Here is a 15914-nt window from a genome sequence, read left to right as displayed (position 1 = left end):
ATTAAATAATCCCGTTAACTTTTAAATACATGTAAATTGGCATCACGGCAAACAAGGCCGGAATCACAATAGCGAACACGAATGTGCCCAGGAATTCAATCAGCGGTGTGTATTTCTTGTGGCGGACACCCAGTGTCTGGAAACCGCTTTTGAAACCATGCACCAGGTGATAACCCAATGCAATCATGCACACAACGTAAACCGCCACGTACCACAGCTGCGAAAACGCGGCTACGACAACCGTGTACAGGTCCTTGTATTCCTTACCATCATACTCGGCCATCGGTACACTGCCAAAGTGCATTTCGAACCAGAACGTACGCATGTGCAGCACGATAAAAATCAGCAGCACAGTACCCAGTACACCCATGTTACGCGACGACCACGGACTGTTCGCTTCCGGCTTCGCGTAGGCATACTTCACCGGACGGGAGTCCTGGTTATGGCGCGTCAGAATCAGCGCCATCGAAGCATGAACAATGATAGAGGTGTACAACAGATACGAAACGGTAATGATCAGCGGATTGTGCGTCATGAAATACGTATATTCATTGAACGCGCGACCGCCATCACCCTTAAACAACTGGAGGTTACCTGCCATGTGAACGACCAGGAACGAACATAAAAATAACCCCGTCAGCGACATAATAACCTTGCGACCAAGGGAGCTTGAAAGCGTTTGTGTTACCCAAGACATACGGCGTAAAGCACAGTTTATACGGAAAAAGTTTGTAATTAATCCTTCAGGCAACTCCTTCAGGTTGACTACCTATACAGGCGTGCCAAAACTAAAGCACAAACCCGATGCATCCAACTTTCTATGCTTATTTTAGCAATTATGAGCACTTATTTGAAATTGGTACAAACAGTTGCCGGAAACTAAACGGCTAACCGTGCGTTCATTTTTTTTGTTTAACAATCAACCAAAAATCTTAAACAAATTTCACCGGCAGCGCTAACTGTTTAACGTTATACACCAAAAACTAGTTACACAAAACACAGGATTGGTTACTATTTATAGTGAATCGCCACTGCTTTTGGATTAGTTTTTGAATCCCTCTTATTTTGTACTATCTCTTTGCATTACATGCTGCTGATTCATGGCATGGATGCATGCATTTTACCTCAATCCAAGTATGAAAGCATACGTTTTTCCGGGTCAGGGTTCTCAGTTTAAGGGAATGGGCCAGGACTTATATCAGAATTCCGAAAAAGCCCGTCAACTGTTCGATCAGGCTGACGAGATCCTTGGTTTCAGCCTCACGAAAGTCATGTTTGAGGGCACAGACGAAGAACTGAAACAAACGAACGTGACCCAACCGGCGATCTTTCTTCATTCAGTTGCCCTGGCACTGACGACAGATTCCTTCGATGCGCAGATGGTTGCGGGTCATTCACTGGGCGAATTTTCGGCGCTGGTAGCCGCGGGTGCGCTCTCGTTTGAAGACGGCCTGAAACTGGTAGCGCAGCGGGCAGCGGCCATGCAGAAAGCCTGTGAGCTTCAGCCCTCGACTATGGCTGCCGTGCTGGGTCTGGCTGACGACAAAATTGAAGCGATCTGTGCAGAGGTTGCTGCCACAGGTGAGGTAGTGGTTCCGGCAAACTTCAACTGCCCCGGACAGGTCGTTATTTCGGGTAATCTGGAAGGTGTCCGGATTGCGGGCGAGAAACTGAAGGAGGCCGGCGCAAAACGCGTATTGCCGTTACAGGTAGGCGGTGCTTTTCACTCACCACTGATGGAGCCAGCCCGCGAAGAACTGGCCCAGGCTATTGCCGGAACAACCTTCAGCCGGCCTGAATGCCCGATTTACCAGAACGTAAACGCGCAGCCATCGACAGATGTAGAAACGATCAAAGCCAACCTGATTGCCCAGCTGACAGCTCCTGTACGCTGGACACAATCTGTAGAAGCCATGGTAGCCGATGGCGCAACACAGTTCATCGAATGCGGTCCTGGTAAAGTGTTGCAGGGTCTGGTAAAGAAAATTTCGCCGGCAGCTGAAACCGCCGGAATTTAATTTTTTTCGGCCAATAAGGCTTTTGTTATCAATTTGTTAAGCTCAGCAATCCGGTTGAAAACACTTTTTTTTCAGCCGGATTCTTGACAATTCATAAAAAAGTACATTATCTTTGCACTCGCAATTCAGGATTGCCCGATCGTCTAAGGGTAGGACGACAGATTTTGGTTCTGTTTGTGGAGGTTCGAATCCTTCTCGGGCAACCAACCCAGCTAAGAAGCCTGCAAGCTAACGCTTGCAGGCTTCTTACATTTCAGGGGTATTAAATCACGCTACACCGTAACGCAATGCCTCCACAAACATTACGGCCCATATACCTTTCCTACTACCTACATCTTGCCAGTTCCGCTCAATAGTTGCCATTAAGTACAAAACAGCATACAAAACAATAATGTATGTCCATTTTTGGGCCTTTAATTTCCGATTTTACCAATAAGTGTTTACTTTATTCTCAAGAAAGCAAACAAATAGGTCATCTGATTATATTATTCTATTACGAGGGCACTACAGCGATCGTTTACAGGTGTGCACGCAAGCCGTATGCCCGTTTTCAGATCTTTCCAGGATGATTCTTCTCCAATTTTCTCCATAACCTCCCAGAATGATGTACTTAATCTAAAACCATACGCTATGTCATATTAATATCGTGATTTAACAAGTTCCTTTTCCGGGCCTTGGTACCGGCAGTTATCTGCATTGGTACCAGGCTGGCTGTTCGTGCCGCAAAGTGCTTTCGAACAATGGAAACAAGGACTTACGGCTTACTATAAATTTAACCAGGAGGCTGCGGATAGCAATAATTCCGCTTTCAAAAAACTGATTGACACTAAAGAGATCGAACGTTAATCAATTTCGGACTTACCGGCAGCACATCTAACTGGATTGCGGAAAACGGCACAGCGACTGCCGTCACCATCTTGGCAAGTCCTTCGCTTACAGTCTTGTCAGACTCACCCATCACTTTAACGGCTTCCGGTATCGCCGCTCCGCTGGAGCAATGGCTCGACCGCATCATCCATCACCTTTAGTCCGACTGCGCCGACCACAGTTACTATGACAGCGAACGCCAACGGATGCCAGGGAGTTACCACAGCCGCCGCCTTCCGGTGTTTTAGGCCCGAATAATTGTTCAGTGAGTCTCAACGGCAATGGTTATACAGTTACAGGCCCCAATGACTATGTATACAGTGGTGTTTATCGCAGGCTGACTAATTTCTCTATTAACAGACCGAACATTACCGATCCAGGGAGCATCAGGCAAAGGTCAACTACACAGATAACTGCGGACGGACGATTACGCAAATAATCAATTACTTGATTTCAGGTACTGCCTGTAACTAACCATAAGCATTGATACCGGAACATAAAGATTCCGATATGAATTTTTACCGGAAATAGCTGTTTTTTGTTAGTCTCTTTTCAAAATGCATAAATTCCTATTATCAGAATAAAAATAAAAACACAAAGCCCTAAAATTCAATTAATTACAAAAAAATACCTTTATTTATACCAGTTATATTCTTATTATCATTTTTCACTTTATCTATGATAACGAGTACTGATCACTACTTTAGCGTCACTTTTTTTTTACTTTTTTGTTACCTTTTTCTAAAACATTAGTCTCATGTAATATCTGCTTAGTCTGAAAATAGGGAAAACCTGTCTAACAATGCGATAAGTTATTAATTGCCAATACGATAAGTGTACTATTTACTGCAAAGCAGCAGTCTCACCCACTAAACTATATTATTTTAGCTATGGAAAAGATCCGTAGAAACCGAACCAAAACGATTCAGCGTATTGTCGAGGCTCTTGAAGAAGTAATTACAGAAAGAGGTCTTGAAGGAGTTGGCGTTAATCGGGTTGCAGAAAAAGCAGGCGTAAGCAAAGTACTCATTTACAGATACTTTGGAGGTCTTGATGGGTTACTGGAATATTACGTAAAAATGGGTAAGCTTTATCCTACATTTACTCCTGCCGTACTGGAACAAATCCGTCCGCTGAACCAATCTGACCTGGCCCGCATCTGGTATCGTCAGGTCACTCAGACATACCGCACGTTCCGGACATTTAAAGCTGGCCGCGAAATGTTGAAAGCGACTGTGATTGAAGGCGATGTAACAGCCGACATCATCAGCAAAGCCCAGGACGAAGAACTTGTTCGTCTGGTAGATCAGCTTTCTTTCGTAAAAGGAGCCGATGTACATGCCATCTCGGCAATTATGCTGAGCGCCATGTCACACATGACCTTACTGGCTCAGAACAATCGTACTATGATCGGTATCGATCTGCGCAGCGAAGAAGGCTGGAAACGCATTGAGGAGGCCGTTAAAGTGATCTATATTGCGCTCAATAAAGTAGCCGCTCAATCGAAGGAAACAACCGTTGAGTTGCAAACGTCAGCGACTCCTGTTGCCCTATGGTAACGAATGCGTCTATGAGTAGTTAGTCATTTATCCCTCACAGCCATTCGACTAACTACTCATGGCTGCATCATCAATTTCACTACCTACTTGACGGTACCAGTTTCAGATACAGTCTGTAGATTTCTACAGCCATGCCGGCCAATTGACATCTGCCAGTCTGCTTACACGTACTAATACCGAATAATTTTCCGGGTTGTCTGCCGCCCCTGACCAGTAGTTAACGTCAGAAAGTAAATACCGGATTGGGACGGTAACTGATCCTTTTCAAATCGCTGCTCATAGGCTCCGGCTGCCTGTGCAGGCCATGTAAATGCCTGTACGATACGCCCTTCCGAATTAGTAAACCGTAGCTGGACATCCGTACGCTGTGTGAGCTTATACCGGACCAGCAGAGACTCCGCCATCGGATTAGGGCCGGCCACTAATTCCAGCGATTCATCAGTAGCCGGTTCAACGGCCAGAATATCCTCCCCAAAGGGCTTAATGGCCGTATCAAGCCAATCCAGCCGCCAGCGGATCCAGTCTTTCAGGTAGGTGATTTCATCGGCATACGTGCGGCCGACATACCCGTTTGGCCAGACATATACACCCAGTACGGGCCATTTCTGAAAGTTACGGGCCCGGGCCTCGGTCAGCATTGTCGCCATAGAATCAACGTAGGCATGGAGGTGATTCACCGTCAGTACGGTTTTCCGCAGTTCCTGATACCGCGTTCTGACCTTAAGGGCAAACTTCCGGTCCTGCAGCAGCCTGTCCCACCAGAACGGAATGCTGTATGTATCTGTCTGGCAGGTGCGGTTAAAGTTAAACGCCCAGCCAATGTAGCTGTTACCATCGCAGTAATCAGCGTTACCATAAGTCAGGTTATAATCCCAGATCGGGCCCATGGTGAGTTTACCGCCCTTGCTGTCACGATCCTTGTAAAAAAAGGTACTCAGCCGGTAACCGTCTACATTTTTACAGACCTCGGTCAGCAGCAGATAATCAACAAAAGACTGCTCATCAACGTATTTCCGGAAACCATTCAGCGAGTCACTGAAGGAGGCATCCTTGAGCGCATCCTCAAATGCCGTCACATACTTCCGGATATACTGAAACTGAGCCTCCTGAATATCTTCCAGTTTAGGCCGGTCAATCTGCACGGTTATCGCCTTGTTGCTGCTCGAACGGTACGACGACAGCCAGCTTTTGGAGGCGGAGCCTTCCGTTTTGTCGATTTTCAGAATATAACCACCTGTCAATTGATCGCCGCTTACATCTTCGGGTTTCAGGTTGGCAATGTCAACGCGGTTTTTATCGCGTTTAACTTTCTCCATAATTACATAAATGCCCTGATACTGGTCATTGAGTATTACTTCACAGAAGCGGTAGCGTGAGGCATAATACCGGCTGCTTTCCCGGAAAATCTGGTACGTCAACACGTCACGCAGCAGCGTTTTATCATTGTAAACAGCATTCATCACCCAATCGCTTTCGGCCGGCATGCCCAGAATCGACGCATTAACAGAATTAACGCCCGTCGGATCGCGCAGTTCAAAGCCATACGGTTTTTTAGGGAATAACGTACGGGAGGTCGCCCCCCGCTGTTCAATACCGATCACACTCGTGAAGGTCGCCGGGCCGGCAACCTGATTCCGCTTCCCGGGGCCATTGTCCACAATGGTGAGCGAAGCAATAACTTTGGGTTCATCCGGTATGGCAACCCCTTTCGTATTAATCAGTAAAACCGGCAAATCAGACGAGCTCAGGATTTGTCCGTAGGCCTGGCCGGCCAGCAACAACAGGAATAAAAGTTTGTGGATAGATACGCGCATGATCAGGTCAGGAAAGGGCTTTGGAGAATAAACACATCGACGAAGCATTTCTAATGATAGGGCTCCTGTATAGCGGTAGGCCAGAACTGCCGCCAGATACTGACCATTTGCTCAATTAACTATACGTTGCGGCAGCGGGCGGCGTATATTCAGCAGCCACTCTGTTTCAACCAACAACCCTTTTGCCCGTATGCTTTCCTTTTCCAGATTTTTCCTGTTAACAAGTACGCTGTTGCTAAGCACCCTGCTGATCAGCGCTGCGCAGCCTTTTTCCGGCGACTGGCAAGGTCAGCTGAAAAGCCCCGCCCAGACCGTCGCGGCCACGCTCCGGCTTATTCCGAAAGGCCAGCAGCTGGGCGGCCGGCTCGACATCGCCGGCGATACCTATACCCTTGCCGGTACGATCACCGGAAATAAGGCCTCCGGCACCATGACCTATCCGACCGACGGGTCAACGTTTCCGTTTACCATGCAGCTTACCGGTACCACCCTACAGGTCAACATCACCGCGTTTGGAGTCGGGATGGTGGGAGCATTTACCAGGTCAACCGGTACGGGAACCACTACGGCAGCGGCCTCTGATAAGTTGTACCGCGATCCGGCACTGATCGGTGCCTGGCAGACTTCGGAGCAATACGGGGGTGGTGCAAACAGCGGAGGCTTCTACGGTGGCAGTACATCGACCATGATCCTGAACGCCGATGGCAGCTTCGGCGACGGCGGCTCCACATCGTATATCAGCGGCAGCAACTCGTCGGGCATTTCGCAGGGCAAAGACAATCAGGTGATTGCGCAGCTTAATGCTATGGGCGCAAAATGGTTTACAAAAGGTAATATCTTCTATGTCCGCATCCGGCAAAACGGCACCGTACAGGATATTCCCTCCTCAAAATACTACGTTGAAAATAACAATGCGCTCCTGACCGATCTGAAAACGGGGGCCAAAACGCTTTACCGGCGCGTACGCTGACACCTGTAAAACCGGAAAAGCCCTGCACGTTTGGTACAGGGCTTTTCCGGTATCTGATTTTACTATTTCTTCACAATCAGGAATTCTACACGGCGGTTCTTCTGCCGCCCGTCTTCGGTATCATTGGCAGCTACCGGTTTACTTTCGCCGAAGCCTTTGCTGGCAATCCGGTCCGGTTCAATGCCTTTACCAATGAAGTATTCACGTACGGCATCAGCCCGGTCCTGTGACAGTTTCTGGTTAACGGCAACCCCGCCCGTGTTATCGGTATGACCGTTCAGAGAAATCGTCATCTTCGGATTTTCGTTCAGCACGGCAACCATCCGGTCAAGTTCCGGTGCTGATTCAGGACGCAGTTCGGACTTACCGGTGTCAAAGAAAATGTTGTTCAGACGAATGGCTTTCCCCTCTTCTATCGGCACCATCGTCAGCTCTTTACCCTTGATCTCCTGAAAACCTTTCACCTGCGTCAGATCGACGTTTTCGCCCTCCGCAATGAAATTCGGGGCAATGGCCCGCATGCTGTACTTCTGCCCGTAGGGCAATACTATTTTATACTCCCCGGTAATCGGGTCAGACGTGGCCTCGCCGGCTTCGTTGCCATCGGGCAGTGTCTGATAAACAACGCGGGCTTGTACCGGCCGGCCGGTTTTCTGATCAATCACACGGCCGCTGATGATAGCCACCGGATCAGGACGCAGTAAGGCATTCGGATCGTTGTTGGTACCGTTGCCGTTCTGCCCGTTGCCATTGGGATTACCCGAACCGGCTTTAGACGGGTCATTATTGGCCAGTGTCGGCGTTGTCGGTATATCGTCAAACATCTTGATCCGAACGACATCACCCTTACCCAACGTGCCTTTAAAGCTGGTCATGTAGGCATAATCGCCCGCCGCCGGAATGGAGTAATAGGCATCGTAGCCTTCCGTGTTGATCTTCGGGCCTAAATTCTGCGGCTTCGACCAGTGTTTCCAGGTTTTGTCAACACGTTTGCAGATATAAATGTCGTTGCTCCCCTGCCCGCCTTCGCGGTTGCTGGAGAAATAGAGCGTTGCCCCGTCGGCCGCCAGAAACGGCGTTGTTTCCGTAAATTTTGTGTTTACGTCCGGGCCCAGACTAACGGGTTTGCTCCAGCTACCATCTTTCTGACGGAAACTGACGTACAAATCATCTTCCTTGCTGTTTTTCTTTTCGCTGAATGACATGATCAGCACCTTACCGTCGGCCGACAGGAAACCGCAGTCGTATTGTCCCTGGCTCATGCGCTCATACCCGGCAATTTCAAGCTTCTGGGGAACCGACCAGCCATTCGTCGTTTTCTTGCTGAACGAATAACCGCGGGTTTCGTAACGGCCGTTGTTGTAAGCACCTTTGATCAGCATGGTATTGCCGTCGGGCGTAATGCTGTAGGCGCAGTTGTATTCGTCGGTATTCAGCGGATTGCCTAACCGGCGCGCAGGTCCCCATTTATTGCTGGCAACATCCAGTTCAGAATACCAGATATCCTGACTACCCTTATCGCCGTAGGTATTCTGCGGATGGCTGACGCGGGCAAAATAGATCGTTTTCCCATCCGGCGAAATCATGGGGTTGATTTCATTAAATTCTGAATTTACCTGATTACCAAGGTTCTCTACCTTCTGTGCATTAACGGTGCACAGGCTGGCGAGTACAAGTAACGCGGCCGGTAATCCTTTTATCATGATCTTGTTGTGGCTGTGATTCAGACCGTAATCCTGTTTCTACGATTAACGTTGAAGCGATAGGGCTTAGTACTAGTTCTCCCGCTCAATCAGTTGCCGCGTAAACGACAGCAGCATTTCCTTGCGCTCAGGTGTTGCCTGGACCTGCTCAAAATTCGACAGTCCTTTCGCGAAATAATCGCTGATGCGCTGTTCGGTCACCTGCCGGATATTGAGCTTGTCGTAGATTTCTGTAACGGCTTTCACTTTTTCTGCCTTATCAAACTCCTTGCAGCTGAGCCAGCCGTTCAGCTCGTCGAGCAGCGGTCCTCCGGCTTTTTCGAGCGCTTCAATGAGCAGGAACGTTTTTTTGTTGGCAATGATGTCGCCGCCGACCTGCTTCCCGAACTTGGCCGGATCGCCGTAGACATCCAGGAGATCGTCTTTAAGCTGAAACCCAATACCAATGTTGATACCGCCTTCGCGCAGATGATTTGTGGAATCCGTATCCGCACCGGCAATAATACCACCCAGTTCGAGGGCATATCCCAGCAACACCGACGTTTTGAGTTTGATCATCTCCACGTACTCGGCCTCTGTCACATCCCAGCGGGTTTCAAAATTCATGTCCAGCTGTTGCCCTTCGCAGACTTCGGCAGCCGTCCGGTTAAACCGGGCCAGTACATGGCGCAGCTTATCGGGTGCCACATCCAGCAGCAGTTCATAGGCGTTTACCAACATGACATCGCCCGACAGAATGGCAATGTTATGGTTCCATTTTTCATGCACCGTTGGCTGACCTCGCCGCAGCGGAGCCTGATCCATGATATCGTCGTGCATCAGCGTAAAGTTGTGAAAGACTTCGACGCTGATGGCTGGTTTAATGGCTTTTTCCCACTCATCGGTGAAGAGGTAGGCTCCCATCAGGGTCAGCAACGGACGCATCCGCTTGCCGCCAAGACTCATGATGTACTGAATAGGATCGTACAATTCGGCCGGGTGCCGGCCATATTCTGTAGACTGAATTTCCTTTTGAAGTGCCTCAACAAAAACGATTGGATTCATCCGAACGGGTTTTACGCCCAAAAATAAACAAAACCCGGCCACGCACATAAACGTTGGAGCGCCAAAGCACGCTTTTCGTCCGGCATAGCTGGTATTGGTATAACGAAGGCAGGGGGCTGTTTGTCTTTAGCCGTTCCAAAGTTTCATACGGACGTAATCCATTTCCACCGAATCCAGCGGCTGATTTCCGTCGTACGATTCCTGTTCGACCACGTAATATTTGATACCTGCTTTTTTGGCGGCCGCCAGTAGCGGTGGCCAGTCAATTTCGCCATTGCCGAGATACGTACTTTCGTCGCGGTCTTTGGCTTTGTCTTTTATGTGCAGCATCCGGATATGCTTCGGATATTTTTTGATCCACTCAATGGCATTAGCCCTGGCAATTTTCATGTTGCAGGTATCCAGCTGCTGAATGACCAGCTTCGGATCAAGGCGTTCCAGGAAGATTTCGTACAGCAGCTTACCTTCGTGCTGAATGGTAAATTCGTCGTAGTGGTTATGAAAACCGAATTGCAGACCGGCGGCTTTACAGCGTTCTCCGCAGACATTCCACGAGTCCAGCATGCGTTTCACCTCGTCAAGGTTCTTTTTATCCGAATCAATTCCGGGATTAATCAGGAACGTTTGTCCCATCGTCACGGCATCGGCAATCGCTTTTTTGTAGCGGTCTGAAATATCCTTCGTGGATGCATTCCAGTCGTTTTTACTGAACAGCACATGCGAGCTGCTGATCGTCATGCCCAGACCCTGACAGAGTTTCCGGAATTCGGCCGGTGTCTTGCCGTAGCATTTCCCGTCGACGTAGTTTGCCGGTTCAACTTCTTTATAGCCAATGGCAGCCACCTGCTTCAGCGTGGCCACCGGATCAATTTTCATATCCTCCCGAACCGAGTACAGTTGCAGGCTGATATGATCAAACATTTTTTGCGGATTGGCCAGTAATGAGGGCACCGTCCCCAGCGAGAGCGCCGCTACGGAGCTTTGTCGTATGAAATTCCGTCGTGATTGCAGGCTTGACATTACCTTAGGGTTTAGGTTTGTTGCACGCCTAAATCTACTGACCTTCCGGCAAATACTCAACTGCCACAGATTAGAATAAATATAAAATCCGCAGCATCCTGCCTTCGAAAAAGCCAGATACCGCGGATTCTTTATTGGCAGCACCGTGTTGTGCTATGCATTTACTGCTTTTTGCGCGAAATACCGCTTCAGCCACGTCGTCTGCGCCGGCACAATCCAGTCCGACAAAAAGGTAGCTTTGGTGTTAACCAGTGTATTGAAAACAGGTGTTTCCGGCGTCAGTTTACCATCGGCAACTGCCGCCTTAATTGCCGGCAGCGTAACCGTCTGTACCTGCTTATTGTTATCCTGATAGGCAGCCGAACGGTCAAAAAAGTCGATGGATTCACCTTGCTGCGAAAGCGTTGCACTGATCTGCCGCAGAAAACCCACCGACGAATCAATCGAGCAACCACTCGGCAAGTGATGGCCTTCATCAACGGCAATCACCACAAACCGGTTGGCAACGACTTTCGCCGCTGCTAAAAGCGGTTCACCATGTGCGGCCCAGCCACTCAGAGCCGGACGCAGGGCTGCGTCTATCTGTTGCACTTCCGCATCCGTCAGGCTGCGGTTTGCCTGATATACCCACAAACGGGCAGTATCCGTAATTTCGTCAAAATCGATATACATGGCCTTTTCCGGAACATTCAGGCAGACTACAAGCAGCCCGCCTATGTGGTTACAAACCCTGCCCTTTTGCGATCAGTTCCGCCAGATCGTAGACCTTGACGCGATCTTCCTGATTTTTATTTTTCACCCCGTCCGACATCATGGTCATACAGAACGGACAGGCAACTGCTACCGTATCCGCTCCGGTACCCAGCGCTTCTTCAATACGCTCTACGTTAACGTCTTTTTTGCCGGCTTCCGGCTCCTTGAAATACTGCGCCCCACCGGCACCGCAGCAAAGGCCGTTTGCCCGCGACCGCTTCATCTCTACCAGATCAGCATCCAGGGCGGCCAATACCTGACGAGGGGCCTCGTATACCTTGTTGGCGCGCCCCAGATAGCAGGAGTCGTGATAAGTAATCCGGCGACCTTTGAACGACTCCCCGCCTTCTACCTTCACCCGTCCCTCGTTTATCAGCTGCTGGAGATAGGTTGAGTGGTGAATGACCTCATAATTCCCGCCCAGTGCCGGATACTCGTTCTTAAGCGTATTAAAACAGTGCGGACAGGCCGTTACAATTTTTTTGACGCTGTAGCCGTCCAGAACCTGAATATTAGCTACGGCCTGCATCTGAAACAGGAATTCGTTTCCCGCCCTGCGTGCCGGATCACCGGTACAGGTTTCTTCGGGACCCAATACGGCAAATTTGATTCCGACATGGTTCAGGATGCGGGCAAATGCAATGGTTACGCGTTTGTACCGGTCATCGAACGAGCCGGCACAGCCCACCCAGAACAGGATTTCGGGGGTTTCACCAGCGGCCATCATATCGGCCATGGTCGGTACAGTGTATGTTTTTTCAGAAGTCATTCGTCAATGTTCTTTATAGTGTTCATCAGCCGGGCAGTAGTTGAGTGCTACCGGCTGAATCGTTTATTTTTCATTGATCTGATCGGCCCAGTTGAACCGGTCGCCCGGCGAAAATTTCCACGGAGCCATGTTGTTTTCGATATTACTGAACATGGCGTTCCACGATGCCGGGGCCTGTGATTCTTCCATGACACGGTACCGGCGCAGCTGCAGGATAATATCCAGCGGATTGATATTGATCGGGCAGGCCTGTACACACGCCTGACAGGTCGTACAGGCATTCAGCTCCTCGGCCGTGATGTAGTCGCCCAGCAGTGATTTTTCATCTTTGTAGTCCGCACCGTGCTCTTTCCAGCCCTTCTGAATGTCCTCCAGCCGGTCGCGGGTATCCATCATAATTTTCCGCGGTGACAGCTTTTTACCGGTGATGTTTGCCGGACACGCCGCCGTACATCGGCCGCATTCAGTGCAGCTATAGGCATTCATCAGGTTGATCCATTTCAGGTCGTCAACATCCTTTGCCCCGAACCGGCCGATGACCGGGTCCCCTTCCGCAGGTGCTTCGACCGCATCGGCAGGCGAAAGTCCCAGCATCAACTGTACTTCTTTCGTCACCTCAGGCATATTTTTCATTTCTCCTTTAGGCTTCAGGTCCGAGAAATACACATTCGGGAAGCCAAGGAAAATGTGGAGGTGCTTTGAGTAGGTCACATAAACGGCAAACGTCAGGATGCCCAGAATGTGGAACCACCACGAAAACCGTTCGTAAGCCATCAGTGCCCCGTCGCTCAGACCCGAGAACCAGGGCTTCAGAAACTGGCTGATCACAAAATCAGGCACAACGCCCTGTAGTTCGCCGTAATGCCCGATACCACGGTCGCGCAGGATGCTGTCGGCCGCATTCCAGGTCAGGAACGCCGTCATCAGCAGAATTTCGAAGGTCAGAATCAGCGCAGCGTCCAGCCGTGGCCAGGAAGGGCGCATTTCCTCGTGTCGCTCAGGCTGAAAACGCGGTACTTTCGTCACGAAGCGACGCAGCAGGAAAACAACACAGACGATCAGTACACCCAGCGCCAATACCTCAAAAAAGTTGATCAGGAACGGATAAACCGGGGTAATAACCGGTGCAAACAGCCGGTGCGTACCCAGAATACCGTCCAGAATAATTTCCAGTACTTCGAGGTTAATGATAATAAACCCGGCATAAATGACGAAGTGCATGACTGCCACCAACGGATTGGCAAACATTTTTTTCTGTCCGAACGCTACCAGAAGCATCGTCTTCAGGCGTTCATCAGGATGATCGCTCCGGTTTTCGGCACGGCCCAGCTGAATGGCGCGCCGGATAAGCCCTACCCGCTTACTGATCAGGAAGCCCGTAACACCGACGGCTATTACAAAAAGGAATTGCTGAATATACGCCATAACTCTCCTTTACAAGACACTGACTATCAGTGACGTTTAAATTATTTTTATTTTTTTGCGTTTTTTTTAGCCCAAAAACTTGCGCAGTTACCAGTAAGCGCCTACTTTTGCACCCACGTTTGACACCAAACGGACTATCAACTACGGTGATGTAGCTCAGTTGGTAGAGCAAAGGACTGAAAATCCTTGTGTCGGCGGTTCGATTCCGTCCATCACCACCAGGCGACTGCAAGCAATTGCGGTCGCTTTTTTTATGTCCTCTATCGTAAACGGCCAGTCAGCCAGCATCCGGTTGTCTATATACCGGTGACCGCCGGTGCTGCCATCAATTTTCGCTTCCATAGTCTGTAAACTTTCCAGCCGGTTTGTTGGTTTTGCCGTGCGCAAAGATAGTATGCAAGCATACTATTGCAATATTCGTAGTACAATTAATTTGAAAATTATGTTTAAACCGGGAGTAAATAAAAAAGATACGATCTGAAAGTAAAGCATTGGACCGGCAAAACGATAAATGCACCTTTATTTATTCCGTAATGCAATCAAATTCCCGCCCGGACCGGTCATCCAGCGTTACAAAGCCCAGTCTGACATCTTGGTAAAAGACAATTTTCACGGTACACTTCCTGCTATCATCTCCATCTGTTTTCCTTAGTAAATTTATGACAACAGACATCCTGTAGGTACACGTTTCTGCGAAGAAAAGTCGCGTGAAGAAGTAGACATATTGTATTGAGCAAACAGATACATCTTCTTTTACTTTTTATTACATTTTAAAGATAATATCCCTTAAAACCCACTGTTTCTAAAATTTTTTAAAGACAAACGATCCCTAAACCATATTCTGTCCAGCTGAATTTGTGCTCTTTCAGGATAAAGAATAAACTTTCAGATAATATGGCGGATATTCGCTCAAACGGGAAACAGGTAATTAATTTCTTTATTAAATTTCCTAACCTCAATACCAACCTCTATCATGGAAACGTCAAATACGTACGCCCTCCCCGTCGGTGTCACTCTCGACAGATACATCATGCGTCGCCAAAGCGACTTCCCGTTTGCTTCCGGCGAATTATCCCAGCTGCTGCGGGACATTGCGCTGGCCGGAAAAATTATTAATAAAGAAATTAACCGAGCTGGCCTGATCGATGTTACCGGCGATTATGGCAGCAGCAATGTACAGGGCGAAAGCCAGCAGAAGCTGGATGTCATTGCCAACATCCGGTTTATCCGCGCCCTGAAAAACGGCGGCGAATGCTGCGCCATTATCTCGGAAGAAGACGAAGAGATCATTTACACCGGTAATGACCACGCCAAATATGTTGTGGCAATGGACCCCCTCGACGGTTCGTCCAACATCGACGTGAATGTGTCTATCGGTACCATTTTCGCCATTTACCGCAGGGTAACGCCTGTCGGTTCGCGGGCCACACTCGATGACTTTATGCAGGGAGGCCGTAAACAGGTAGCAGCCGGCTATATTCTTTACGGTTCATCGACGATGCTGGTGTACACCACCGGCCACGGTGTCAGCGGTTTTACATACGATCATTCGCTTGGCGAGTTTTTTCTCTCCCATATTGACATGCGCAGCCCTGTTAAAGGAACAATTTACTCCTGCAACGAAGGCAATTTTTCGGATTATCCGGCAGGCGTACAGGCATACATCGACCGCTGCAAGGAACAGCGGTATTCGGCCCGGTATATTGGCTCACTCGTTGCCGATTTCCACCGCAATCTGCTCAAAGGAGGCATTTACTTTTATCCGCCGACCCAAAAAGCCCCTAAAGGCAAACTCCGGCTGCTGTATGAATGCTACCCGCTGGCGATGATTGCCGAGCAGGCCGGCTGCCGCGCATCCGATGGGTATCAGGACATTCTGGATATTGAGCCGGAAAGCCTGCACCAGCGGTCACCAATCTACATCGGCGCAAAAGACATGGTAGATGAAATGACAAATCGGTTGTAAATTTGT

12 protein-coding genes and 2 tRNA genes are annotated in these 15914 nt (G+C 49.1%); 6 read left to right on the top strand and 8 right to left on the bottom strand.

Going from position 1 to position 15914, the window contains the following annotated elements; translation table 11 throughout:
- Position 1: 1 nt before the first annotated feature.
- The gene (locus AC23NW_RS19030) at positions 2-697 is read right to left on the bottom strand and encodes a succinate dehydrogenase cytochrome b subunit (protein WP_293832965.1); all 696 of its coding nucleotides are present in this window, start codon (positions 695-697) and stop codon (positions 2-4) included.
- Between the two features lie 439 nt (positions 698-1136).
- Between AC23NW_RS19030 and fabD the strand changes: the two genes are divergently transcribed.
- From fabD to AC23NW_RS19015, 3 genes are all read left to right on the top strand, one after another.
- Positions 1137-2018, top strand: a complete 882-nt coding sequence (gene fabD / locus AC23NW_RS19025; RefSeq protein WP_487451287.1) for an ACP S-malonyltransferase — start codon at positions 1137-1139, stop codon at positions 2016-2018.
- A gap of 132 nt (positions 2019-2150) precedes the next feature.
- Positions 2151-2224: transfer RNA gene (locus AC23NW_RS19020), tRNA-Gln, on the top strand.
- A 1551-nt stretch (positions 2225-3775) separates the two neighbouring features.
- On the top strand, positions 3776-4444 hold the full coding sequence (locus AC23NW_RS19015) for a TetR/AcrR family transcriptional regulator (protein ID WP_487451286.1): 669 nt from the start codon (positions 3776-3778) through the stop codon (positions 4442-4444).
- A gap of 170 nt (positions 4445-4614) precedes the next feature.
- Here the strand turns inward: AC23NW_RS19015 and AC23NW_RS19010 are convergent, their stop codons facing one another.
- Positions 4615-6258 carry a CotH kinase family protein gene (locus AC23NW_RS19010; RefSeq protein ID WP_487451284.1) on the bottom strand — a complete coding sequence of 548 codons (1644 nt, stop codon included), beginning with the start codon at positions 6256-6258 and terminating at the stop codon, positions 4615-4617.
- Positions 6259-6448: 190 nt separating this feature from the next.
- Between AC23NW_RS19010 and AC23NW_RS19005 the strand changes: the two genes are divergently transcribed.
- Positions 6449-7228: a hypothetical protein gene (locus AC23NW_RS19005; RefSeq protein WP_487451283.1), complete on the top strand. Its 780-nt coding sequence runs from the start codon at positions 6449-6451 to the stop codon at positions 7226-7228.
- A 62-nt stretch (positions 7229-7290) separates the two neighbouring features.
- Here AC23NW_RS19005 and AC23NW_RS19000 read toward each other — a convergent pair whose 3' ends face one another.
- The 6 genes from AC23NW_RS19000 to AC23NW_RS18975 all read right to left on the bottom strand — a co-directional run bounded on the left by AC23NW_RS19000 (position 7291) and on the right by AC23NW_RS18975 (position 13942).
- Positions 7291-8931, bottom strand: a complete 1641-nt coding sequence (locus AC23NW_RS19000) for an OmpA family protein (RefSeq protein WP_487451282.1) — start codon at positions 8929-8931, stop codon at positions 7291-7293.
- A gap of 72 nt (positions 8932-9003) precedes the next feature.
- Positions 9004-9975 (bottom strand): polyprenyl synthetase family protein, encoded by a 972-nt coding sequence (locus tag AC23NW_RS18995; protein WP_293832974.1) that lies wholly within the window; start codon positions 9973-9975, stop codon positions 9004-9006.
- A 126-nt stretch (positions 9976-10101) separates the two neighbouring features.
- The gene (locus tag AC23NW_RS18990) at positions 10102-10995 is read right to left on the bottom strand and encodes a sugar phosphate isomerase/epimerase family protein (RefSeq protein ID WP_487451281.1); all 894 of its coding nucleotides are present in this window, start codon (positions 10993-10995) and stop codon (positions 10102-10104) included.
- 153 nt (positions 10996-11148) lie between these two features.
- The gene (locus AC23NW_RS18985; protein WP_487451279.1) at positions 11149-11667 is read right to left on the bottom strand and encodes a hypothetical protein; all 519 of its coding nucleotides are present in this window, start codon (positions 11665-11667) and stop codon (positions 11149-11151) included.
- Between the two features lie 49 nt (positions 11668-11716).
- A complete protein-coding gene (locus AC23NW_RS18980; RefSeq protein WP_071506541.1) occupies positions 11717-12517 on the bottom strand; it encodes a (Fe-S)-binding protein in 801 nt (266 codons plus the stop codon).
- Between the two features lie 63 nt (positions 12518-12580).
- Positions 12581-13942, bottom strand: a complete 1362-nt coding sequence (locus AC23NW_RS18975; protein ID WP_487451277.1) for a 4Fe-4S dicluster domain-containing protein — start codon at positions 13940-13942, stop codon at positions 12581-12583.
- Between the two features lie 145 nt (positions 13943-14087).
- Between AC23NW_RS18975 and AC23NW_RS18970 the strand changes: the two genes are divergently transcribed.
- Together AC23NW_RS18970 and fbp are read left to right on the top strand one after the other, a co-directional pair.
- Positions 14088-14163 (top strand) — tRNA-Phe (locus AC23NW_RS18970).
- 752 nt (positions 14164-14915) lie between these two features.
- A complete protein-coding gene (fbp, locus tag AC23NW_RS18965; RefSeq protein WP_487451276.1) occupies positions 14916-15908 on the top strand; it encodes a class 1 fructose-bisphosphatase in 993 nt (330 codons plus the stop codon).
- The last annotated feature ends 6 nt before the right edge of the window (positions 15909-15914 follow it).

The sequence above is a fragment of the Arsenicibacter sp. R0_47 genome (assembly GCF_057652235.1).
The sequence above is the reverse complement of the archived record's forward strand: the minus strand, read 5'-3'. Positions and strand labels throughout refer to the sequence as shown.

Coding starts and splice junctions, on each gene's coding strand:
- AC23NW_RS19030 (WP_293832965.1), bottom strand. CDS start 697: ATGTCTTGGGTAACACAAACGCTTTCAAGCTCCCTTGGTCGCAAGGTT.
- fabD (WP_487451287.1), top strand. CDS start 1,137: ATGAAAGCATACGTTTTTCCGGGTCAGGGTTCTCAGTTTAAGGGAATG.
- AC23NW_RS19015 (WP_487451286.1), top strand. CDS start 3,776: ATGGAAAAGATCCGTAGAAACCGAACCAAAACGATTCAGCGTATTGTC.
- AC23NW_RS19010 (WP_487451284.1), bottom strand. CDS start 6,258: ATGCGCGTATCTATCCACAAACTTTTATTCCTGTTGTTGCTGGCCGGC.
- AC23NW_RS19005 (WP_487451283.1), top strand. CDS start 6,449: ATGCTTTCCTTTTCCAGATTTTTCCTGTTAACAAGTACGCTGTTGCTA.
- AC23NW_RS19000 (WP_487451282.1), bottom strand. CDS start 8,931: ATGATAAAAGGATTACCGGCCGCGTTACTTGTACTCGCCAGCCTGTGC.
- AC23NW_RS18995 (WP_293832974.1), bottom strand. CDS start 9,975: ATGAATCCAATCGTTTTTGTTGAGGCACTTCAAAAGGAAATTCAGTCT.
- AC23NW_RS18990 (WP_487451281.1), bottom strand. CDS start 10,995: ATGTCAAGCCTGCAATCACGACGGAATTTCATACGACAAAGCTCCGTA.
- AC23NW_RS18985 (WP_487451279.1), bottom strand. CDS start 11,667: ATGTATATCGATTTTGACGAAATTACGGATACTGCCCGTTTGTGGGTA.
- AC23NW_RS18980 (WP_071506541.1), bottom strand. CDS start 12,517: ATGACTTCTGAAAAAACATACACTGTACCGACCATGGCCGATATGATG.
- AC23NW_RS18975 (WP_487451277.1), bottom strand. CDS start 13,942: ATGGCGTATATTCAGCAATTCCTTTTTGTAATAGCCGTCGGTGTTACG.
- fbp (WP_487451276.1), top strand. CDS start 14,916: ATGGAAACGTCAAATACGTACGCCCTCCCCGTCGGTGTCACTCTCGAC.